The organism is Cnuibacter sp. UC19_7, from assembly GCF_042699995.1.
In the GTDB taxonomy this organism is placed as follows: domain Bacteria; phylum Actinomycetota; class Actinomycetes; order Actinomycetales; family Microbacteriaceae; genus Cnuibacter.
The window spans coordinates 3,093,419-3,116,048 of the sequence record NZ_CP170560.1; the positions used below are offsets into that span (position 1 = coordinate 3,093,419).

Annotated in this window: 13 protein-coding genes; 2 read left to right on the forward strand and 11 right to left on the reverse strand. The window is 72.1% G+C overall.

The window, feature by feature from the left end; all coding sequences use genetic code 11:
* Positions 1 to 42 precede the first annotated feature (42 nt).
* Genes ACFJGV_RS14730 through ACFJGV_RS14770 form a run of 9 tightly spaced genes read right to left on the reverse strand, consistent with a single transcriptional unit; the run spans position 43 to position 17,457 of the window.
* Complete coding sequence (locus ACFJGV_RS14730) at positions 43 to 777, reverse strand: hypothetical protein (RefSeq protein ID WP_378144733.1); 735 nt, start codon at positions 775 to 777, stop codon at positions 43 to 45.
* Entirely contained in the window at positions 774 to 2,495 is a 1,722-nt protein-coding gene (locus ACFJGV_RS14735) for a protein kinase (protein ID WP_378144734.1), read from the reverse strand. The genes ACFJGV_RS14730 and ACFJGV_RS14735 overlap by 4 nt, the downstream gene beginning before the upstream one ends.
* The gene (locus tag ACFJGV_RS14740) at positions 2,492 to 4,150 is read right to left on the reverse strand and encodes a hypothetical protein (protein ID WP_378144735.1); all 1,659 of its coding nucleotides are present in this window, start codon (positions 4,148 to 4,150) and stop codon (positions 2,492 to 2,494) included. Before ACFJGV_RS14740 ends, ACFJGV_RS14735 begins: the two co-directional genes overlap by 4 nt.
* Positions 4,147 to 4,980 carry a PP2C family protein-serine/threonine phosphatase gene (locus ACFJGV_RS14745; protein WP_378144736.1) on the reverse strand — a complete coding sequence of 278 codons (834 nt, stop codon included), beginning with the start codon at positions 4,978 to 4,980 and terminating at the stop codon, positions 4,147 to 4,149. The genes ACFJGV_RS14740 and ACFJGV_RS14745 overlap by 4 nt, the downstream gene beginning before the upstream one ends.
* Entirely contained in the window at positions 4,977 to 6,599 is a 1,623-nt protein-coding gene (locus ACFJGV_RS14750; protein WP_378144737.1) for an RDD family protein, read from the reverse strand. The genes ACFJGV_RS14745 and ACFJGV_RS14750 overlap by 4 nt, the downstream gene beginning before the upstream one ends.
* On the reverse strand, positions 6,596 to 9,073 hold the full coding sequence (locus ACFJGV_RS14755) for a transglutaminaseTgpA domain-containing protein (protein WP_378144738.1): 2,478 nt from the start codon (positions 9,071 to 9,073) through the stop codon (positions 6,596 to 6,598). The genes ACFJGV_RS14750 and ACFJGV_RS14755 overlap by 4 nt, the downstream gene beginning before the upstream one ends.
* A complete protein-coding gene (locus tag ACFJGV_RS14760; protein WP_378144739.1) occupies positions 9,070 to 10,365 on the reverse strand; it encodes a DUF58 domain-containing protein in 1,296 nt (431 codons plus the stop codon). The genes ACFJGV_RS14755 and ACFJGV_RS14760 overlap by 4 nt, the downstream gene beginning before the upstream one ends.
* On the reverse strand, positions 10,362 to 11,336 hold the full coding sequence (locus tag ACFJGV_RS14765; protein ID WP_378144740.1) for an AAA family ATPase: 975 nt from the start codon (positions 11,334 to 11,336) through the stop codon (positions 10,362 to 10,364). The genes ACFJGV_RS14760 and ACFJGV_RS14765 overlap by 4 nt, the downstream gene beginning before the upstream one ends.
* 40 nt (positions 11,337 to 11,376) lie before the next feature.
* Positions 11,377 to 17,457 carry an Ig-like domain-containing protein gene (locus ACFJGV_RS14770; RefSeq protein WP_378144741.1) on the reverse strand — a complete coding sequence of 2,027 codons (6,081 nt, stop codon included), beginning with the start codon at positions 17,455 to 17,457 and terminating at the stop codon, positions 11,377 to 11,379.
* A 272-nt stretch (positions 17,458 to 17,729) separates the two neighbouring features.
* Here ACFJGV_RS14770 and ACFJGV_RS14775 point away from each other — a divergent pair, with 272 nt between their 5' ends.
* Entirely contained in the window at positions 17,730 to 18,641 is a 912-nt protein-coding gene (locus ACFJGV_RS14775; RefSeq protein ID WP_378144742.1) for a M15 family metallopeptidase, read from the forward strand.
* Complete coding sequence (locus tag ACFJGV_RS14780; RefSeq protein WP_378144743.1) at positions 18,641 to 19,150, forward strand: hypothetical protein; 510 nt, start codon at positions 18,641 to 18,643, stop codon at positions 19,148 to 19,150. The genes ACFJGV_RS14775 and ACFJGV_RS14780 overlap by 1 nt, the downstream gene beginning before the upstream one ends.
* A gap of 6 nt (positions 19,151 to 19,156) precedes the next feature.
* Here the strand turns inward: ACFJGV_RS14780 and ACFJGV_RS14785 are convergent, their stop codons facing one another.
* The gene (locus ACFJGV_RS14785; protein WP_378144744.1) at positions 19,157 to 21,193 is read right to left on the reverse strand and encodes a VWA domain-containing protein; all 2,037 of its coding nucleotides are present in this window, start codon (positions 21,191 to 21,193) and stop codon (positions 19,157 to 19,159) included.
* A complete protein-coding gene (locus tag ACFJGV_RS14790) occupies positions 21,186 to 22,574 on the reverse strand; it encodes a magnesium chelatase (protein WP_378144745.1) in 1,389 nt (462 codons plus the stop codon). Before ACFJGV_RS14790 ends, ACFJGV_RS14785 begins: the two co-directional genes overlap by 8 nt.
* Positions 22,575 to 22,630 lie beyond the last annotated feature (56 nt).

Below are 22,630 nucleotides of genomic sequence, written 5' to 3' on the forward strand. Positions count from 1 at the left end.
CTCGGGGGGATGCCTTCCGTCGGGTGCTGGGGTGGGCGGTGGTCAGTCCTCGTCGGCGGACTGGTCGAGGAGGGGCAGGTCGTCCTTCGTGACGAGCCGACTCAGCACGGCGTACTCGACGAGCCTCGCGCGGCGGTTGGTGGCGAGCGCCCCCGCACCCCCGCGAAGACCGTCGACCCCGGCACGGCTCAGCTTGTCGCACACGTTGTCGAGCTTGCGGTTGAAGCGGCTGAGCGCCCAGCCGAGCCGGTTCGCGGCGTTCGCCGACGACGGGATCTCGCTGGTCGCCGTGCCCTCGCGCCGGAGCATCGGCTCGGCGAGGGCCAGGATCAGCTGCCGCTGCGACAGCGTGAACGTCACCGCGCCGACCGTGGTCTCACCGCTCGGGCTGCGCTGGGGAGCGGAGTCGACGAAGGCGGGGGCGTCGGTGTGGATCGTGAACTCGTAGCTGGTCGGACCGGCCGTGAACACGACGGTGGTCAGCGCGAAGACGATGGGGAGCCGAGCACCGGGAGCGAGCCATGCCTGCATGGTGCCCGACGGGTCCGACACCGACGCCGACAGGCGGGAGCCGACGTTGCTCAGCCACCAGAGCCCGTCGACGAACTGGATCGACAGGAACCGTCGGTGCAGGTACTGGTTGTCGTCGATGTCGAGGTCGGCCTCGCGACCGATCTCGAACGGCTTCGACCGGTCGAGGCGGTGCCACTCGCCGATGAACTCGACGCTCGCGGTCGATCCGGGGCGCGCCTCGTCTTGGGCGCTCGCGTCGGTCACGGCGCACATCCGGTGACCGGGTCGGAGCCCCGCCCGTCGGTGTGCACGATCGCGACCTCGATGCAGACGCGCCCGCCGTCGGCCGGCAGCGGCACGGTGACCGTGGGCTGCGCCGCGGGCTGCAGAGTCGTCTCCGCACCCGGGGTGAGGACGCCCCACTGGTACCGGTCGCCCTGCTGCGGGTCGGGGTTGGTCCAGGTGAAGACGATGCCGTCGGCGGTGGCCACGCCCTTGACGTCGGTCGGCGGCTTCACGCTCTGCGCGGGCAGCACGTCGATCGGCGCGACACCCGGGTCGGTCTTCACCGCGGAGGGGCTGCCCGTGCCGGCGTTCACCGCGAAGACGATGCCGGTGACGAGGACCGCGGCGGCCACGAGCGCTGCGCCGACGATGATCGGGGTCCGCGAGCGCCTGCGGCCGGTCTCCTCGTCGTCGGTGGGCGCCTGGGGCGGACGGTGGATGGTCTGCTCGATGCCGAAGGCGTCGGCGCGGTCGGCCGCCGGGACGGGCATGCCGGCCGGCGCCGCGCCGGAGGGCGCGGCGAACGGCGCTCGGCCCGCGGCGGGCGCGGCGCCCGGCGACCCTGGAGGCGCGGCAGGCGCCGTGGCGCCCGCCGGACGGGATGGCGCCGAGCCCGGTCGCGCGATCGTCGAGGCCACGGTGTCGTGCACCGGATCGGGCCGCAGCGACTCGCCCCAGCGGGGCGGCGCCGGCCGCGTGCCCGTGCTCGTGTCGGTGCGCGCAGGGCCGGTCGGCGCGGGGCCGGTGGGATCGATCGTGACGATGCCGCGGACGCGGGTGTTGCCCTCGTCCTCCTCCTCGACGCTCTCGGCCGGCAGCGACTCGTCGAGCACGTCGGTCGGCGTCACCGAGAGGCTCAGCTCGAGCTGGATCTTCTGCAACGCGCGACCCAGCTCGAGGGCCGACGCGTAGCGCGCATCCGGCCGCTTGGCCATCGCGGTGGCCAGCACCTGCTCGAGCGACTCGGGCACGTCGGGGCGGCCGATGCGCGCGAGCGGGGATGACTGGATGCGGGTGATCAGGTCGAGACCGGTGTTCGATCCGCTCGGCACCTCGAAGGGAGAGCGCCCGGCGAGGAGCGTGTACACGGTGGCGCCCAGCGAGTACACGTCGGCGGCCACGCCGCTCGACGGTGACGACTCGAACACCTCGGGCGGCGACCACGGGATCGACATGCCCACCGACTCACGCTCGGGGTCGCCGACCAGCGCCACCGAGATGCCGAAGTCGGTGAGCGCCGGCCGGTTGTACTCGGTGACGAGGATGTTCGCCGGCTTGATGTCGCGGTGCAGGATGCCGGCGCGGTGCGACGTCTCCACGGCACCGGCCACCTGCACGCCGATGCGCAGCGCCTCGGCCACGCTGATCCGCTCCTTGCGGTACCGTGCGCCGAGGTTCGGCTTGGGGCAGTACTCCATCGCCAGATAGGGGCGCCCGTCGTCGGCGACCCCGGCCTGGTAGATCGTGACGATCGACGGATGCGTCGACAGCTGGGCCATCAGGTTCGCCTCGGCCTCGAAGCTCTCCTGCGCGCCCTGGGTCAGCGACTCCTTGAGCAGCACCTTGATGGCCACACGCCGACGGGGCATCCGCTGGTCGTAGAGGAACACGTCGGCGAAGCCACCCGAGCCCAGCAGGCTCTGATACTCGAATCCGGGGATCTCGGGCGGAGCGGACGGCGGGCGCCGGGCGCTCACGGGATCTCCTCGAAGCGCACCGTCACGCCGTCGCCGAGGTCGACGAGGTCGTCGGTGAGCACGAGCACCGCCTCGTCGGGGCTGAGACGCAGCGGAGGGGTGCCCTCGCGGTGCAGCACCGAGCCGTTCGTGGTGTGCATGTCGGCGACGAGCACGTGCCGCCCCTCGAGGCGGACCTCGAGGTGGTTGCGGGAGATGTCCTGCTCCGGGCTGTCGACCGTGATGAGCAGCGGCATCCGATCGCCCTGCACGCGGTTGGCGCGCGGACGCCGGCCGATGATGACGGGCCGGTCGAGCACGTGGTTCTCGCCCGTCGAGAGGACGATGCGGCCGAGCGCGACCGGCTCCTCCGCGGTGGTGGCGGGCCCGTGGCCGGGGCCGTCGCCCTCGTCGCTCGCCGCGTGGAGGCGGCGCATGGCCTCGAGCTCGGAGACCGTGACGGTGAGGCCGTCGTGGTCGTCGGCGGAGCCCGTGGTGGGCGCGTCGGATGCGGGAGTCGCGTCGGATGTCGGGGTCGACGTGGCTGCGTCGGCCGCGTACGAGGCCGGCGGCGCCAGGGGGCGGCGCTGCTCCGCTACGGGGGCCGCCGGTGCTGCGGGGGCAGGGGTACCGAGGTTGCCGAAGCCCGGGACGCTGTCGATGAGGCCGGTGGGCGGCGGCGCGGTCCAGGCGGAGGGCTCGGGCGCCGGCGCCTGGGGTGGCTCCACCGGTTCTGGCGCGGGGGTCGGCGCCACGACGGGCTGCGCCGCGGGCTCGGGGGACTCGTCGTCCTCCTCCACCTCGCGCACCGCCGCCGTCTCGACCGACTTCACGACGGTCGCGCCCCAGAGGTGGTCGTAGGCGTCGTCGGGCAGCTCGCCCACCGTCGCCTCGGGCACCTCCCCGTCGAGCTCCACCTCCGTCGAGTGCTCACTTCCTGCACCATCCTCGCGGGGAAGCTGCACATCGTGAGCAGTGGAGGGCGCGGGCGCGTCCTCGGGCGTGGCCGCGAGGGTCTCCTCGGGCGCGCTGATCGTCTCCTCAGGGTGCGCCTCGGGTGTCGAGTGCCCACTTTCAGCGCCATCCTCGCGGGGAAGGTGCACTTCCTGAGCAGTGGATGCTGCGGGCTCTGCGGATGCGGCAGGAGAGGGCAGCAGATTCTGAGCAGTGGATGCCGCGGGCTCGGCGGGCTCTGCGGATGCGGAGGGAGCGGCCGGGGCGAACGAGAGGGTGAGGGCGCTCGCCAGGACGACACCCGAGGCGATGCTGAACTCCTCCGGGGTGTCGGGGGCCTGCGCCGCGCGCAGGGTGAGCGACTGCGGGGCGCGCAGCACGCGCTCGCTCCACGTCGTCACGTCGGCGCCCGACACCGTCACGGGTTCGGTGCCCGTCGACTCCACGGCCTCGATCGTGAGGTCACCGCGCACGGCGATGCGCACATCCGTGCCCGCGCCGTCGAGGGCGACCACCGCGAAGGGCGGGATGAGGCGCAGGCTCGTGCCGAACGCTCCGGTGAGCGACTCGAGCACGGCCGCGAGACCGAGGCCCGAGTCGAGGTCGTGCCAGACGCGGTCGAGCAGCACGGCGTCGATGGTGCCGGGCAGCACGGCGACGCCGAGGGGCGACACGACGGCGCGCATCGTGCCGGGGCGGTAGCGGATCTCGGGTGCGGTCACGCTCGTCCTCCTGCGGTCACCGGCGGTCGGGGCACCGTGTCCTCGTCGTCGTGCGTCGGCTGCTCGGCCCCCTGCCGGATGTCGACGACGTCGACCACCACGGCGGTGAGGTTGTCGCGTCCGCCGTGCAGCATCCCCTCGTGCACGAGCCGGACGGCGGCGGCCTGCGGCTCCGCCTCCTCCAGCAGCACGCGCCGGATGGTGGCGGGGTCGAGCTCGCCCGAGACGCCGTCGCTGCAGATGAGGATGCGGTCGCCCGGCTCGATCGGCATCAGCCAGAAGTCGGGCCGGTGGTCGCCGCCGGCGCCGAGCGCCCGGGTGATGACGTTGCGGCCCGGATGCGATGCCGCGGCCGCCGCGTCGATCTCGCCCTCGTCGACGAGCTCCTGCACGACCGAGTGGTCGACGCTGATCTGCTCGACGTCGTTGCCGTGCACCCGGTAGGTGCGCGAGTCGCCGAGGTTGAAGACGAGCCAGTACGCCTCGCCCTCGTTCTCGACCACGGCCGCCCCGGACACCGTGGTGCCCGCGCGACGGGTTCCCGTGGTCCTCAGGCTGGCGATGGCGCGCCCGGCCCGGGTGAACGCCGAGCGGACATCCGCGACGCTGGCCGACCGGGTGCCCGTGATGGCGGCGAACGCCTCGACGGCGAGGGCGCTGGCGACCTCGCCGGCCTCGTGGCCGCCCATGCCGTCGGCGACCAGGAAGACGGGGAACGCGTCGAGCAGCGAGTCCTCGTTGGTCTGGCGGCGGAGGCCGGTGTGGGTGGCGGATCCCGATCGCGTGGTGAGGGTCTCGATCGCGACGGTGGTGCGGTGGTCGCCGGTCATGCCGACCTCAGTCCCGAGCGCACCGTGAAGCTCCGTGTGCCGATCCGCACCCGGTCGCCGTCGCCGACGACCTCGCGTCGGCCGGAGGCGAGCACCCGCTCGAACCCGCGCGGGTCGACGATCGACGAGCCGTTGGTCGAGTTGCGGTCGAGCACCCACACGGTGCCGCCGTCGATGCCGAACTCGAGGTGCGTCTTCGACACCGAGAGGGCGTCGCCGGGCAACCGGATGGCCAGGGCGCCGTCGGTCGGCACCGGGTCGCGGCCGATCACGCCGCCAGAGGTGATCGGGAACACCTCGCCGCTGTCGAGGGTGAACGATGCGACCACGGCGGCGCGGCCGAGGGGCGCGGAGTCGGCCAGGCGCGTGCTCTCGAGGTCGGGACCGGATGCGGCGGGGGCATCTGCGACGGGCGCCGCGGCTGCGGGGGGCACCTCGGCCGCGGGACGGGGTACCGAGAAGCCCGGGATGCTGTCGATCAGGGGCGCGGAGTGCGCCTCCTCGGCGGGCCGCGGCGGCGAAGAGATCGATTCGAACCGGACGGGCGTCGTGGGCTGCGGGTCGCCGATCCGGGCCGGTCCGGTGACCACAGGCGCTGGCGCAGCGGGGGCCGCCGGCGCAGGAGGGGCCGCGGGAGCGGGAGGCGCGGCGGGAGCGGGAGGCGCGGCGGGAGCGGGAGGCGCGGCGGGAGCCGGGGCTGCGAAGGAGGCGGGCTGAGGCCCTGCGGGCGGAGCGAAGGACGGCGGCCCGGACTGCGGCCGCGCCTGCGGCTCAGCAGCGGCGGAGGGCGCGAACGAGGCGGGCTCGGGCTCCACCGCAGCAGGCGCGGGCGAAGAGGCAGGCGCGGACGAAGCGGCGGTGGCGGGCGCGTAGGCGGGCTGCGGGTGCGGCGCGGGAGCGTCGCTCGCGGCGGGGGCCCCGGGCGGCGTCCACTCGTCCTCCACGAGACGCGTCGGATCGGCGCTCGCCGTGTTCGGCCCGCGGCGCACGTCGATGAGCCAAGTGCGTGCCGCCTTGTCGTGCCAGCCCTGCAGCCGCCTGGTGGAGTCCCACAGCGGCGACAGGTACACGACGAGCTCGCCGATGCCGAACACGAGCCGACCGGCGAACACGACGAGGTCGCGGATGAGGATCCGCCCGAGCCCTGGCCGTCGCAGCGTGTCCCAGCCGACGACGCGGATCCCGCAGGCGAGCATCCCGAGCGAGAACCCACGGAACGCCTGCAGGAACAGCATCGTCAGCGGATACAGCGACCAGCCCAGTATGATGAGGATCGTTCCGAGCGGCCCGATGCTGATGCGGATCGCGCCCGAGGGCGACATCTGGATCGCGCCGAGCGACGCGATGGGCAGTGTCACCGCCAGACCGATCACGGCGGTGATCGCGTAGTCCATGAACCACGCCAGCACACGCCAGCCGTACTCGGCGCGCCGCACGCTCGACCGGGGGATCGGCGGCTCAGCGGGCGCGGGGCGCCAGCTCAGGTCGGGAGCGGGCGGGGCGACGACCGCCGCGTGCGTGCGCGACGCCGTGGGCGTGCCGCAGACCAGGCAGAACGGGGCGCTCCGGGGCATCGCCGAGCCGCACTGCACGCAGGCCACCGTCGACGTGTCGCTCAACTCGATCCCCCTTCCGAGGCGCGGCCGCGACCCGCGGCACGCGCCGCGCTGCGCTGCGCCGCCCGCTGCGCCCGTCGCTCCGCCGCCCGTTCCTGGAACGAGCGGAGCGACAGCCGTGCGCGGAGGCGCTGCCATGCCGACTTCGAGCCTGCCATGGACGCGACGATCGAGTCGACTTCGGCCCAGAACGCGTCCACCTGCTCGGGGGTCGGATCACCGGGCCCGAACACCGCCGAGTCGGCGGAGCGCGCGGCCGAGTCGATGCCCACGGTCGGATACGCGGCCGCCAGCACCGTGGCGTTCTCGCGGCGCGTCACGCCTCGCGGAGAGCGTGTGCCGAAGTCACCCGCCCGGTCGACGATCTCGTCCCAGCCGCCGCTCACGCGATCGGCGGCGCCGGGGGCGAACCGCCGCTGCTTCCGGCGGCGGGCCTTGAGCATCCCGATCAGGACGACGGGGGCCAGCAGCAGCAGGGCGAGCACCAGGATGCCACCGCCGATGCCGAGGAACAGCACCCACGTCCAGTCGACCGTGGTGATCGGATCCTGATCGGTGTCGTCGGTACGGATGTCCGGCGGCAGCTCGGCGGGCTCCTGCGGCGGGGGCGGGGGCTGCAGTACCTGCGCCTTGGGGTCGGACTTCGGCTTCGGCGCCTCCTCGAGAGGCACCTGGTCCTCGGGTGGCGTGGGGTCGAAGGCGACCCAGCCGACACCCTGGAACGGCACCTCCACCCAGGCGTGCACGTCGTCGCCCGTGATGGCCTGCTCGGAGTCGCCGCCGGAGTACTGCTTGGGGTAGAAGCCCATCACCACGCGGGCCGGCATCCCCAGGGAGCGCACCATCAGCGCCATCGTCACGGCGTACTGCTCGTCGTCGCCGATCATCTGGTCCGCACCCACCAGCGAGGCGATCCGCTCGGCGTTGTGCCCGGCGCGGGAGGTGGCCTCGCCCTCGAGTCCGTGGCTGAAGAAGCCGCCCTGGCTGAGCGAGCTCTCGATGTTGCGCACCTCGGCGATGGGCGACTGCGCCTCGCCCGCGAACTGGATGGCGAGGGCGGTGACCTCATCGGGCACGCCGTTCGACCTCGGCAGCGAGAGCGGGTCGATGCCCTTGCTCTCGAGCTGCTCGTCGTTCGGCTTCGCCGGGATGACGGTGTCGAAGGAGTAGGAGTCGCCCTGCTGGAGGCCGAGCGTCGTGAGGGCCACACCCGTCGCGCTGTTGTAGTGCAGCGACTCCGAGAGGTCCTGGGCGCGGGGGCCGTCGAACTGGAACGAGTCGAGATAGCCCGTGTCCGGGATCCAGACGCCGGAGTAGTCGCCGACGGTCACGTCGATCGAGGCGCTCTCGCCCTGCACTCCCGACGTGGGGATGGTGTCGCTGATGCGTGAGAAGGTGCCCGAGCCGCTCGATCCGTCGCCGGCGACGTTGTAGACGATGCCGTCGTACTGGTCGAGCGTGGCGAGGCGGACGCGCGCCCCGTCCGGCAGTCCCTTGACGGTGAACAGCGTGACGTCCTTGTCGTCGCGGACGTACTTGCGGAACCCGACCAGGGGGCTGGCGTAGTCGTGCAGGTCGAGGGGCGGGACGATCTGGTCGCGCAGCACGTCGCGGGTCGACATCGGCGTGACGGCGGCGGCGGTGAGCCCGATGCCCATGGCCGCGACGAGGAGGCCGGCACCGGTCGCGAGGCGGACGGAGCGCAGGCGCGAGGCGTCCCTCGTCGAGTCGGTCACCGCGGTGCCCGCGGCCGCCGCGGCGCGGTTCTCGAACCGACGCCAGGCCCACCAGCCGAGCGCGACGCCCGCGAAGACGAGGCCCTGCACGAGCGGGGCGGCGGTCTCCTTGGTGCCGAACACGATGGCGGTCACGAGCAGGGCGGTCGCGGGCAGCAGCGCCCAGGCCGCCGCCCGTCGGAAGCGCACCGCGAACGTGATCGCCATCACCGACGCGAGGAGGCTCGACAGGAACGGCACGATGAGCGTCGACGGGAACCCGCCGACCGGCGCCTGCAGCGTCAGCACGTCCTTCCACGCGAACACGATGCCGAGCACCAGGTCGCGGAGGCTCTCGCCCGTCGGGATCACGCCGAGCAGTGCGCGGGAGGGCACGGCGAGGGCGGATCCGAAGACGAAGTAGGTCACGATCGTGGCGAGCACCACGAAGAACACGTTCCAGCGGAACGCCAGGGAGAGCAGCGCGATGCCGAGGCCCAGCAGGATGCCGCCGCCTGCGGCGAGCATCCATCCGGTCCCACCGAAGGCCGGTCCGAAGCCGATCGCGGCGACGGCGAGCAGCGTGACCATCGCCGCGCAGTCGATCGCGAGCGGCCATCCGGCGCGACGTGCTGCGGGGGTGCGCCGCGGGGCGCTCGACGCAGCGCGACGCCCGCCGCCCGCGGTGGCGGCCCGGGACGGCGCGGCGGAGGCGGAGGATGCGGCGGCCCTGCGAGCCGCTCGACGAGACTGGTCGCTCATGCCGCGTTCACCCTCCGGAGTGCCGGCGGCAGCTCGGCCAGCTCGCCGATCGACAGCAGCACGAGATCGCCGATCTGGCGTCGGGACACGGTCTGTCCGGGCACGCAGCTCACCGCGATGGTGCGCACACCCAGGGGCAGATGCACGGACGCGGTCTGCAGCTCGGTCGCGGTGACATCGGCGCCGAAGACGAGCACGACGACCGAGGCGTTCGGCACGGCGTTGCCCGTCGCCTTCGCCAGCTGCACGATCGACTGCCGCGAGGATGCGAGCTCGATGCCGGAGAGGTCGTCGAGCAGACGACGCCCCGTCTCGGTGTGCAGGGCGCGTCCGGGCACCAGCACGGTGAGGTCACGCTCCTCGCGGAGGGCCTGCAGTCCGAGCGATCCGCAGGTCGACACGGCGAGCTCGAACTCCTCGGGGTCGAGGTAGTCGGCGACCGAGGTCGACAGTGCGATCGCGAGGTGCGAGCGCCGCGTCTCCTCGTACTGGCGCACCATGAGCGTTCCGGTGCGCGCCGACGTCTTCCAGTGGATGTACCGGCGATCGTCACCGGGCACGTACTCGCGGAGGGCATGGAACGACACGTCGTCGTTCGCGAGATCCTTCGACGCGATGCCCTCGAGGTCGCGGAGGAAGCCCGATGACGAGCCCTCGATGCTGATGGTGCGCGGATGCACGAACAGCTCCTGCGGGTCGGTCCAGCGCACCTCGCGGCGGAGCAGTCCGAGAGCGTCGCCGCGCACGGAGCGCACCGGGCCGACGGTGATGATGGAGCGCCGGGTGGTCGGGATGCCGAACAGGTCGTCGTGCTGCGCGCTGGGCTCCAGCCGCGGCAGGTGGAACGACGCGAACGACGATCCGACCGGGAGCTCGATGCGGGCGGGCAGGGTCGAGCGGGTTCCGGTGTTGGTCACCGCGATGCGGCCGACCGCGCGCTCGCCGACGACCACGCGCGTGAGGGCGAGGTCGAGGTCGACGCGGAACGACGACCGTCCCACCACGAACCCGACCGCGACGAGCAGGACGACCAGGCCCACGAACCCGATGGTGGTGAGCTCGAGCCACCCGAACACGGCGCCCAGCACCAGGGCCACGACGGCGGTGACGAGCACCGCCCAGCCGAACGCCGACGGAATCGACAGGATGGGGCCCACGACACCCCAGACCGTCCGCCAGGCGGCGATGATCCGGGGGAGGGCCGTGTCGACGCACCACTGCACCGCCCGGCTGCGTCTCAGCCGGGCGGCTCCCGCTCCTGCGCGGGTGAGTGTGGTGCGGACGAACGTCATGCGACCGGCTGCCTCGATTGCGGCGCGGCGACGTCGGCGAGGATGCGCGACAGCACCTGAGCGGACGTGGTGCCCGAGAACTCGGCCTCGGGGTCGAGCACGAAGCGGTGCAGCCACACGGGCGCGGCGAGGTCCTTGATGTCGTCCGGCAGCACGAACGGGCGGCCCTGGGCGGCGGCCCAGACCTTGGCCGCGCGCACGATCGCCATAGAACCGCGGACGGAGACACCCAGACGCACCTCCGGCGCGTTGCGGGTCTCCTCGGCGAGCTGCGCCGCGTAGCGGAGGACGGCGCTGTCGACGTGCACCGTCGAGGCGAGGTCGGCCATGTCGGCGACCGCCTGCGTGGTGATCGCCGCGGAGAGCGTCGCCGACGGGTTGCGGATCGCGGACCCGGCCAGGATCTGCTCGACGCTCGCGATGTCGGGGTATCCGATCGAGGTCTTGATGAGGAAGCGGTCGAGCTGCGCCTCGGGGAGGCGGTAGGTGCCCGCCTGCTCGATGGGGTTCTGGGTCGCGATCACGAGGAACGGCCGGCCCACCTCGTGGACCACGCCGTCGACCGTGATGCGCGACTCCTCCATGACCTCGAGGAGCGCCGACTGCGTCTTCGGGGAGGCGCGGTTGATCTCGTCGGCGAGGACGATCGAGGCGAAGATCGGGCCGCGGTGGAACTCGAACGCGCCGGCCTTCTGGTCGTAGATCGTCACGCCGGTGACGTCGGAGGGCAGCAGGTCGGGCGTGAACTGGATGCGCTGATGCGTGCCCTGCACGGTCGCCGCGATGGCCTTGGCGAGGCTCGTCTTGCCCGTGCCCGGTGCGTCCTCGAGGAGGATGTGCCCCTCGGCGATCAGCGCCATGAGCGTGAGCCGGATCACCTCCTGCTTGCCGAGCACGGCCTGCCCCACGTTCTGCACGAGGCGGTCGAACGTGCCGGCGAACCAGGTCGCCTGCTCCGGTGTCATCGTCATCTGCTTCCGTTCCCCTTGGTCTCGATCATGTTCTCGCGGTTCAGCGTCTCGCCTGGGCTTGGATGCCGTCGCAGCGGATCTTCGATGCGTTGCTCTCGAGCGAGTAGCCCGTTCCCGGAGTGTCCTCGGACCACCACAGGGTCTGCTTGCTGCCGTTCTTCGGGATCGACTCGGTGAAGCCGCCCTGGGAGGAGTCCCAGGTGCAGGTGGCGTTGCCGCCGCCGTCCCAGCCCTCGAGCGTGACCCGGATCATGTAGCAGTTCTTCACGCCACCCGACCCGGACGGGGGCGGGCTCTGCGAGCTGCAGGATCCGCCGCGCGAGATGTACACCTTCGGCTGGGGCCGCTGACTCGTGTTGGCGCTGGCCGACCGGGTGTCGCTCCACGTGCCGTTGCTGTCCTGCACCTGCACCTCGATGGTGAACGACTGGTCGTAGTCGTTGCCCGCGCTCACGTTGCCGTTCGGGCCGGCCGCGTTCCAGCCGCCGCCGTTGATCCGGTAGCGCGAGCCCACGATGTCGCGGCCGTTCGGGCCCGGCGCCGTCCAGCTGAAGCTGACCGACTGCGTGCCGTTCTGACCCTGGACCGACGGAGCCCCGGGAGGACCGTACGGCCGGAGGTTGCCGATCGCGTTGCTCGCATTGCTGCCGTAGGTCGAGCCATCCGCCGTCGTGACCGCCCGGAGGTCGATCGAGTACGTGCCGTTGTTCGACGCCGGGACACTCGATCCCGAGGCTCCCAGGTTCGACCAGCCGCCGCCGTTGAGCCGGTACTGGTACGTCACCTCGTCGCCCCGCGCCCCGTTCAGCGCTCCGGGCGAGTAGGTGATGTTCGTGATCTGGCCGTCGCCCTCGGAGGCGTTGGTGAGCGTCGGCGCGCCCGGCGGCGTGAACGCACGCCTCGGGGTGGACTGCGCCGACGGATCCGACGTGCCCGCCTTGTTCGTCGCCGCGACGGTGAACGTGTAGTCCGACTCCGAGGTGGCGACGGTGACGTTCTGGTTCGTCCCGGCCACGGTGATCTGATCGGCGAGCGCCCCACCGCGGTAGGTGGAGAGGACGTAGGAGGAGACCGCATCGCCGTTCGACGCCGGCGCCGTCCACGACACCTTCATCTGCACCTGCGATCCGACGCCGTCGACCCTCGAGACGCTCGGCGCCGCGGGGACGTCGGGCTTGCCGGCGGGGATCTCGGCCGCCGACCAGCCCGACCAGTCGGACGGGTCGGGCGCGCGGTTCACGGCCTGCACCCGCACCTGGTACGCGGTGCCGTTGTCGAGGCCCTCCCAGACGACGGAGGTGCCGGTGACGCCGGTCTTCGAGAGGGCGCCGCGTGCCGGGGCGGGCGAGATCTCGAGGTTGTACGACTCCACGGGGGAGCCGTGGGTGGTCGGGGGCACCCAGTTCACCGTCAGGGCCTTGTCGCCGAACACGAGGGTCGGCGGCTGCGGCTGGTCCGGCTTCGCATCAGGGCGCGCGGGCGCCGACGCCGGCGACGGGTCGCTCGTGCCCACCGAGTTAGTAGCGGTGACCGTGAACGTGTACTCCACGTTGTTGGTCAGCCCCGACAGGGTGCACGTCGTGGAGGCGCACTGCTGGCTGAAGCCCTGGTTCGACGACACGGTGTAGTACTGGATCTCCGCGCCGTTGTTGATCGGCGGAGCCCACGACAGCACCACGGTCTGGTCCTGGATGCTCGTCACACCCGGGGTCCCGATCGTGTCGGGCCGGCCCTGCACCGTCAGGCGGATGCGGCCCTCGGACTGCCGGTTCGGGTCGCCGGTGGTGTCCTGGATGCGGTACCGGACGACCATCGTGCCCACGAAGTCGGCCGCGGGGGTGACGGCGACCTGCGAGCCGTTGACGCTCGAGTTGCCGTTGCCCGTCTCGACCGTGCTCGAGACGATCGTGAGGGGGCTCTCCGGGTACGGGTTGAAGTCGTTGGACAGCACGTCGACGTTCACCGTCTGGCCCTGGTTCGCCTGCGGGACGACGTCATCCGTCGCAGAGGGCAGCGGCCGCGTCGACGTCAGCACGTTCACGACGAGCGTGCCGGTCGTGGGCTGGCTGGTGCCGTCGGTCACCTGGATGGTCACCTGGTTGGGCCCCTGGGCTGCGTTGCCCGCCGCGCGGGCCGTGAGGTTCTGGCCGTCGATGTCGACCGAGATGCCCTGCGGCAGCTGGCCCTGCACCGAGTACTGCAGCTTCTCGAGGTCGCCCTGATCGGGGTCGCGCGAGATGGTGCGCAGGTTGAAGGGCGCGGAGGCCTCCTCACCCGGGGCGACGTCGATCGTGGTGCCGAGGAAGGTCGGCGAGATGTTCGTCGTCGACACCACCGAGATCGGGAGCACGAGCACGGCCTTCTTGCCCGCGGGGTCGTCGGGCCCGGTGCCGTCGGTCACCTCGAAGCTGATCGCATCCGGGCCGTAGTAGCCCTGAGCCGAGGTGTACGAGAGTGTCGCGTCGCTGGCGACCAGGGCGGATCCGTCACTGTGCGACGCCGAGACCCGGTCGGTCTGCGTGATGCGCGGGGTCTTGCCCTCCGCCACGAGCACGTAGTCGCTCAGGTTCAGCTGGATGTTCTCGCCGCTGTTCACCTCGATCGGCTCGATGCCGGGCTTGAGGGTCGGGGGCAGCGAGTCGACACCCGGCACGAAGACGAACGCCGACGCGGTCAGGCCGTCCTGGTCGGTGACCGTGTAGGTGATGATCTGCGACGTCGGCAGCAGGTCGATGCGCAGCATGCCGTCGGACTGCGGCGTGGCCGCCGGGTCGGCCGAGGTCACCTGCAGCGCCTCGATGGTGCCGTCCGGGTCGTCGTCGTTCTCGCGGACGTTGACGTCGACGAAGGTGCGGTCGACCATGTCGGCGATCGGCACCGTGTCGTCGCGCGCGATCGGGCTGAGGAGCGTGGCGTCCGGGCTCACGGTGACCACGAGGTTGCCCACCGCGGTGGCGCCGTACTGATCGACGATCGTGTACGTGATCGGGTAGTCGCCGGGCTCCTGCGGGGCCTGGACGAGCACGCGGCCCCCGGCGACCGAGGCGGTGACGCCCGCGGGCACCTCGAGCCCGTTCTCGCGGATGGCGATCGGGTCGCCGTCGGGATCGGAGTCGTTCGCCATCACGTCGACCGCGACGGTGCGGCCGGGACGGACGGAGACGGTGTCCTTCTGAGCGTACGGCCGCTGGTTCGCGCTGCCGGACGGGATGATGCCGACGAGCACCGAGGCGGTGGCGGTCGCCCCGAGGTGGTCGCGCACCTTGTACGTGAAGGTGTCGGTGCCCACCGCATCCGGGTACGCCTCGTACACCAGCCAGGCCTCGCCGACCTCGGTGATCCGGCCCTTGCTGGGTGCGGTGTCCTGGCCCACGAGGGTGACCGAGTCTCCGTCGGGGTCGATGCCGTTCAGCGGGATCGGGATGCGGACGGTCGTGCCCTGGAGGGCGCGGACGGTCACGTCCTGCGGGCGCGGCGGCGAGTTCTGGCCGTCGGCGGCGAGGATGTGGATGGTGACGTAGCCGGCGTCCTTCTGGCCCTGGCTGTCGACGACCTCGTAGGTGGCGTAGACGGTCTTGGGATTCGGGCCCGCCTTGAAACGGAGGGTGTTCTGGTCGACGAAGAGATCGCCGTCGGCGGGGTCGATCAGCGGCTCGACCAGGGTGGGCGAGAGCGAGATCGTGTCGCCATCCGGGTGGTAGTCGTTCGCGAGCACGTTGATCGTGGTGACGTCGCCGGCGCGGACGCTGACCTCGTCGTCGGTGGCGACGGGAGGCCGCAGGCGGTCCGGCGGCGCGATCGGGAGGACGAACACCTCGCCGACCGCCGACTTCGTTCCGTTGGTGACCGTGTAGGTGAAGGTCACCGGTGTGCCGCGACCCGCGGTGTCGGTGACGCGCAGCGTCTCGTGCTCGAGGACCTCGACCGAGATGCCCGAGTCCTCCGGCACGTTGACCGACTGCACGCCGAGGATCTTGCCGTTGGGATCGGTGTCGTTGGCGAGCACGTTCACGAGCGTGGAGCGGCCGACGGGCAGCAGGGCGCGGTCCTGCACCGCCACGGGTGGTGCGTCGCTGTCGTCGGCGGGCTCGACGACGATGCGGATGAGACCCGAGGCCGACTTCGGCCCGTTCGTGACGAGGTACTCGGTGTAGTACTGGCCGGCGGCGGGCGCCGTGAAGGAGAAGGTGCCGGTCGTGTAGTCCGGCAGGATTGTGGCGCCCGGGACCTCGTTGACCTTCGCCAGGCGGAGCGGCGCCCCGCTCGGGCTGGAGTCGTTCTGCAGGGGCGAGACCGTCACGGGCTCGCCCGCCTTGGCGACGACGAGGTCGTTGTTCGTCACCGGGCCGAGGGTGCCGACATCGCGGACCTCGACGTGGATGGTGCCCTCGGTGTCGGCCTTCCCATCGGAGACGGTGACGGTGATGTCCTTGCGGCCCGGATCCGGATCGAGGCTCGTGAAGGTGATCTTGCCGTCGGGGGTGAACTGCACCTGGTTGGCGCCCTGCGCGACCGCCGAGCGCACGAACAGGTCGTCGCCGTCGGGGTCGATCCAGTCCGGCAGCGCGTTGTAGGTGACGGTCGAGCCGAGCTCGGCGAGCACCGTCGGCACGCGCTTCTGCGTGGGAGCGTCGTTCTCGCCGGGCGCCTTCACCGACAGGGTCACCGTCGCGGAGTCGGTGCCGCCGCGGCCGTCGTCGATCGTGTACGTGAAGGTGGCGTTGCCCGACGCGTCGGGGTTGACGGCGATCTGCAGTGCGGCGCCGTTGAGGATGCGCTCCACCCGGCCGATCGCCAGATCTCCGCCGCCGTCCACGGTCGCGGTGAGGAGGTCGCCGTCGGGGTCGGAGTCGTTGTCGATCACCGGCAGGATGACGGTCCGGCCGGCGCGCACGCCGAACTGGTCGTCCTGCGCCACCGGCGGGTTGTTCTGCTCGCTGCGCTCGGGCAGGAGGACCTGCAGCTCCTCCTGGGTGGAGTCGTCCTCCTCGTTCGTCTGGGTCTCGTCCGGCGGCGGCGCGATGTCGTCCCAGTTGTCGACCTTCTTCATGTCCTGGTCGACCAGCCACACGGTGCCCGTCGACAGGTCGTTGAGCACCACGACGTTGCGGTTCACCCGGAAGGTCAGCTGCGCGGTCGCGGACATGCCCTCGACCTGCTGCGACACGTCGTCGTCGTCACCCGCGCAGTCGCGGACGTAGGCGCCCGAGCCGGCCCACGCCGAGTAGGCGCATCCGCCCATGCTGACCGGCGCAGTCGGGGTGCCGGGCTTGCCCGCGTCCACCACCACGGGGTCGCCGCCCGACAGCGGCTGCTCGATCAGCGACGACTCGGTCGCGATGAGGACCACGTCCGAGTCCGGGCCGGGCTTCTGCACGATGCCGCCCTGCGCATCCGGCACCTCGATGGTCGAACCCGAGTCGGTGACCACGGTGCCCGTCGCGCTGTCGAACAGCACGCCCTGCGAGCCCACCGACGTGAGCGTGAGCTGCGCGTTCTCGGGGATGGTGGGCAGCCCGTGGGTGACCGGGTCGCCGGGCTGGCCGTTGTCGAGCATCGGGATGTCGACGAGCTGCGCGTCGGCGCGGTCGAGACCGTGGACGACACCGTCCACGCCGACCGTCGCCGTGCCACCTGAGCCGAGATCGTAGGTCGGGTTGTCGGGGTCGGCGAGGAAGTTCGGTGCCTGCGAGGCGGGCATCGCCCAGAGCAGGCCGCTCTCGCCCTCCACCACTGCGACCGTCTGGTCGCCGAGGCTGACCGTCGCGCTCTCGGGCAGGGTCACCGGGTTGCCGAGGCTCACCGTGACCGGATCGATCGTGGTCATCGTCGCGGTCGCGGTGTCGACGCTGAGCACCGTGTCGCCCGACTGCAGGATGTCGAACGAGCTCGACCCCATCTTCGTGCCGCCGTCGAGCACCTGCGCCTGGGCGTTGAGGTGCCCCACCAGAAGAGCAGAGGGCTTCGTCACCCACACGCCGCCGTCGTTCAGCTCGACGTCGGCGGTGGTCACACCCTGATACACGAACGCCATGGTCGTGACCCCGATCGCGAGGGCGGCGGTCGTCGCCACGGTCGCGGTCGCCGCCTTGTGGTGGCGGATGGTCTCGAACAGCCTCACGGGTCTCCCAATCGTCGGGTGGAGTTCGTCTCTTCTCGTGGGCAAGCGTCAACGGGCAGAGCCCTCCCCGGGTGGACGAGAGGGCTGCTGCGACAGGGCGCGCCTTCGGGTGACGGTCCCCCGCATCTGGGGGCAATTCAAACACGATTCGGATTCTCGGACCAAAACTCGAGTATGGGGAGAACTCCCCATCGGAAGGCCCCGGATGCGGGCTGAGCACGGGCTCGGAGGGGCCGGAGAGGACGACGAGGTCGCCCCGGTAGCATGGCCGGGTGTCGAGGGCGAGAGAACGGGAGCAGAGGCGGCGGCTCTACCGACGCCGGCGCATCGTCGCCGCCCTGGCCGCTGTGGGATCGCTGGGGGTTCTGGCGGGGATCGTCGTCACCGTGCTCCTCGTCACCGGAGTGATCGGGGGAGGAGCGCCCGCCGCCTCCGACCTCGCGTCCTCCGCCACCGCATCCGCATCGAGCACCCCGGAGGCGAGCACCATGCCGGAGCCCACGCCCACACCCACACCGACGCCCACCCCCGAGCTCACCGAGCCGCCGGCCCCTCCCGCGTTCGACCGCACCGCGCAGTCGCTCGACGACCCGCTCAGCACCTGGGTCGTCGTGAACAAGCTGCGTCCCATCCAGGACGGCGCCGACTTCGTGCCGCCCGACCTCGTCGACCTCCCCGCCGACATGCCCAACCCGAACGGCTACCAGATGCGGGCCGAGGCGGCCGCGTCGCTCGAGCAGATGTTCCACGCCGCGCTCGACGAGATCGGCGTGCAGCTGGTCGCCCAGAGCGGGTACCGCTCCTACAGCGTGCAGGTGCGCGCGTACCAGTACTACGTCGACCAGCTCGGGGTCGCCGGAGCCGACCTCACCTCGGCCCGGCCGGGCTTCAGCGAGCACCAGACCGGCCTCGCCATGGACATCCTCGACACTGTGAGCGGATGCTCGACCGACGGGCTCTGCTTCGCCAACACCGCGGCCGGGCAGTGGCTGGCCCAGAACGGCTGGCGGTTCGGGTGGATCCTGCGGTACCCGGCCGACAAGACCCAGGTGACCGGGTACGAGTACGAGCCGTGGCACTTCCGCTACGTCGGCGTGCCGCTGGCCACCGAGATGCACGCCGCCGGGGTCGAGACCCTCGAGGAGTTCTTCGGACTCCCCGCCGCCCCCGGCTACGCGGGCTGATGCGGGGCGCGATCTTCGGCGACGGCGCGCTCGTGCCGGGCGTCACGGCCGTCATCGCCGTGCTGGTCGTGGTGGTGCTGGTGTTCCGGCTCGGCCGCCGGTCCGGTGGTCAGCGCCGCGTCGCGTCGGTGCAGCGCCTCCGACCTGATGCCGCCGTCGTGCTGGTGTCTCGCACGCTCGCGCTCGACCTCGCCGCCGAGCAGCTGCCGGCCGCGGACGGCGGTGCCACGGGGGATGCCGGTTGGGAGCCCGGAGCGACGACCGAGGTCGTCGCGTCCGCGGGCGACGACGGGCTCGCGCTGTGGCTCGGGGCGCCGGGGGAGATGATCCCGGTCGTCGTGGCGCCTCCCGCCCACATCCGCGGTGCGGCGGTCGACGGCCTCGCGGTGACGGTGACCATCGCGACGGGCGGCTCGACCGTCGAGCTTCCGCTGGCGGTCGTGCGTCGCGACTCCACCCTGGAGTCGTGGAACGCCTTCACCGCGCGACTCCACGCCCTCGCCGCCTGACGGCGGTCAACCCGTCCAGAGGCCGGGAGAGCCCGGCCAGTCGCCGAAGGAGGATCCGACACCGCCTCCGTTGCCGCGGCCGCGACTGCCGAGGTAGGAGTCGACGACGGCGGCGCCGAGGTCGTCGAGCTCGGGGGCCACCACCCGGCCGCCCACCCGCCGGGCCATGGCGTCGACGAAGCGGGTGAGACCCGGGTCGAAGCCGAGGCGGAAGATGGTCGTCTGGGCGCCCAGACGCATCGAGGCGTCGAGCTCGCGCACCGCCTTCTCGATGGTCAGCGGATGCGGCGGGTAGTCGAAGAACACCGATCCGTCCGCCTCCAGGTGCGACGTGGGCTCGCCGTCGGTGACGATGAGCAGCACGGGCTGCGCGTTCGGGTGCTTGCGGAAGTGCCGGTTGGCCAGCAGCAGCGCGTGGTGCAGATTGGTGCCCTTGTCCCACATCGCGTCGAGGCCGGTGAGCTCGTCGATGTCCATCACCTGGGCGTGCCGACCAAAGCCGATGAGCTGCAGGTGGTCGCCGCGGAACCGGGAGCGGATCAGCGTGTGCAGCGCGAGCGCCGTCTTCTTCATCGGCACCCAGCGCCCGTCCATCGCCATCGAGAACGAGGTGTCGACGAGGAGCGCCACCGCCGCCTGCGTGCGCGCTTCGGTCTCGGCCACCTCGATGTCGTCGATGGCGATCAATCGACCCGACGCATCGGCCCCGCCCGTGCGGAGCCGGCGACGCACCCCGTTGAGCACCGTGCGCGGGATGTCCCACGGCTGGGTGTCGCCGAACTCCCACGCGCGCGTCGCGCCCGAGAGCTCGCCCGACGCCCCCGCGTTGCGGGTGTCGCGCTGGCCCTGGCGGCCCGACATCCGGGTGGCGACGTCGCGCAGGATCGAGCGACCCAGCTGGCGCATGGCGCGCGGGCTCAGCTTCAGCGCCCCGCTCGCGTCGCGGCGGAGGGTGCCGTTCTCGCGCAGCGCCCGCTCGAGGTCGCGGAGGGTGCGCGCGTCGACGGCGGCGTCATCGCCGAGCTGGCGGGCGACCGCGTCGAGGTCGACGTCGTCGAGGCGGGACGCGTCGTGCGACTGCGCGAGCTGCTCGGCGAGGGCGTCGAGGTCGGCGAGATCCTGCAGGGCGCCGGTGCCGTCGCCGAGGCCCAGCCCCTCGTCGCCCGAGAAGCCCTCCGACCCCGACCAGTCCTCGCCGGGACGGAGCGAGCGCAGGTTCGAGTCGAGCCGGTCGAGCGACTGCATCAGCTGCGGCGAGCCGAACGCCTGCGCCGACAGCTCGGCGAGCTCGGCGCGCTGCTCCGCCGTCATCGAGTTGAGCATCCGCTGCCCGGCGGCGGCTCGGGCGGCGAGCGCGTCGAGCAGCTCGTCGACGTCCTTCGGGTTCTCGGGGAAGAACTGCCCGTGCTCGGCCATGAAGCGGTCGAAGTCGTCGGGGGTGTCGTCGCCGCGCTGGTGCTTCTCGAGCAGATCGTTGAGGTCCGACAGCATGCCGTCGATCGCCGCGCGGTCCTCCTCGGTCGCGTTCTCGAGGGCCTGCTTCATCCCGGCGAAGCGCTGGTCGAGCATCTCGCGACCCAGGAGATCCTCGATCTGCTCGTAGTCGCGGCGGGCGTCGGCCGAGGTCCACTGGTAGTCGCGCAGCTCGTTGACGGCGGCGGCGGTCGAGGGCGGGAGGCTGTCGAGGCGCATCTGCGAGAACGCGCGGTCGGTGTCGTCGAGATCGACGTCGCGCACGAGCTGCTTGCGCTCCTCGAGCACGGCGCGGTCGAGCAGCTCCTTCACCTCGCGGAGCGTGCCGCCCAGGTCGTGCTTCTGCAGCAGCTCGCGCCGCTTCTCCGCGACGCGGCGGGCGAGGTCGTCGAGCCCACGTTGATCGCGGCCGCCGCGGCGGAGGAACTCGCGCATCGCCCGCTCGGGCGAGGACCCCGCCATCACGTCGGCGCCGATCGCGTCGAGCGCCTCGGCGAGGTCGACCGGAGGGGCGAGCGGATCGCCGCCCTCGTACCGCCGGAACCGCGTGCGGTCCTTCGGCCTAGCCATAGACCGTCTCGATGCCGTCGGTGTCCTTGCCCACCCGGCGGGCGAGGTAGAGGCCCTCGAGGGCGAGCTCGACGGCGCACGCGCGCTCGCCGTCGGAGGTGGCGGAGAGGCGCTCGCAGATCTTGTCGTAGAGGTCGGACTCGCCGAGCGCAGGGAGCCCCGACAGCACGTCGCGGGCGGCGACCCGCTCGCCGGTCGTGATCATCGCTCCGGCCTCGATCGCGTCGACGAGGGGGCCGAAGTCGAGCCCCCGGAAGTGATGCCGTACCGTCTCGGCGGTCGCGGTCCGCAGCAGGTGGGTGAGCACCTCCGTCTCGCGGCCCTCCTCACCCGCTTCGAACTCGATCTTCCCGCGCAGCACCTCCACGGCCGTCTCGAGGTCGACGACGCGGGCGACCGCATCCGACTCGCCCTGCACGGCCGCACGGTGGAGAGCGGCAGCGGCGATCGTCTCGGCGCCCGCGATGGCGAAGCGCGCGCTGACGCCGCTGCGCTGGTCGACGGAGGACGACTCGCGCAGGTTGCGGGTGAACCGGGCGAGGATCTCGACCAGCGCATCCGGCACCTCGGCGACGAGGTCGGCCTCCTGGCGGATGACCGCGATCTCGGCGTCGAGCTCGAGCGGGTAGTGGGTGCGGATCTCGGCGCCGAAGCGGTCCTTCAGCGGCGTGATGATGCGCCCGCGGTTGGTGTAGTCCTCGGGGTTCGCGCTCGCCATCACCAGCACGTCGAGCGGCAGGCGCAGAACGTAGCCGCGGATCTGGATGTCGCGCTCCTCCATCACGTTGAGCATCGCGACCTGGATGCGCTCGGCGAGATCGGGCAGCTCGTTGATCGCCACGATGCCGCGGTGGCTGCGGGGGATGAGGCCGAAGTGGATGGTCTCGGGATCGCCGAGGCTGCGGCCCTCGGCCACCTTCATGGGGTCGACGTCGCCGATGAGGTCGGCGACGCTCGTGTCGGGGGTGGCGAGCTTCTCGGCGTACCGCTCGTCGCGGTGGCGCCACGCGACGGGCAGGCGGTCGCCGAGCTCGAGCGCCCGCAGCTGGGAGGCGTGGGTGATGGGCTCGTACGGATGTTCGCCGAGCTCGGACCCGTCGATGACCGGCGTCCACTCGTCGAGGAGGCCCACCATCGTGCGCAGGAGTCGCGTCTTGCCCTGGCCGCGCTCGCCGAGCAGCACCACGTCGTGCCCGGCGAGGAGCGCGCGCTCGAGCTGCGGGATGACGGTGTCGTCGAGGCCGTGGAGGCCGGGCCAGGCGTCCTCCCCGCTTCTCAGCCGGGCGAGGAGGTTGTCGCGGATCTCGGTGCGGAGGGGCTTCTGGACGTGGCCGGAGGCGCGGAGCTCTCCGACGGTGCTGATCTCGGGTGCCTGCGTCACGCGCCCAGGCTAACCCCGCCCACCCACCCCGATGTCACCACCCGGCGAACTCCCCG

Coding starts and splice junctions, on each gene's coding strand:
- ACFJGV_RS14745 (WP_378144736.1), bottom strand. CDS start 4,980: ATGACCGGCGACCACCGCACCACCGTCGCGATCGAGACCCTCACCACG.
- ACFJGV_RS14755 (WP_378144738.1), bottom strand. CDS start 9,073: ATGAGCGACCAGTCTCGTCGAGCGGCTCGCAGGGCCGCCGCATCCTCC.
- ACFJGV_RS14760 (WP_378144739.1), bottom strand. CDS start 10,365: ATGACGTTCGTCCGCACCACACTCACCCGCGCAGGAGCGGGAGCCGCC.
- ACFJGV_RS14765 (WP_378144740.1), bottom strand. CDS start 11,336: ATGACGATGACACCGGAGCAGGCGACCTGGTTCGCCGGCACGTTCGAC.
- ACFJGV_RS14780 (WP_378144743.1), top strand. CDS start 18,641: ATGCGGGGCGCGATCTTCGGCGACGGCGCGCTCGTGCCGGGCGTCACG.
- ACFJGV_RS14785 (WP_378144744.1), bottom strand. CDS start 21,193: ATGGCTAGGCCGAAGGACCGCACGCGGTTCCGGCGGTACGAGGGCGGC.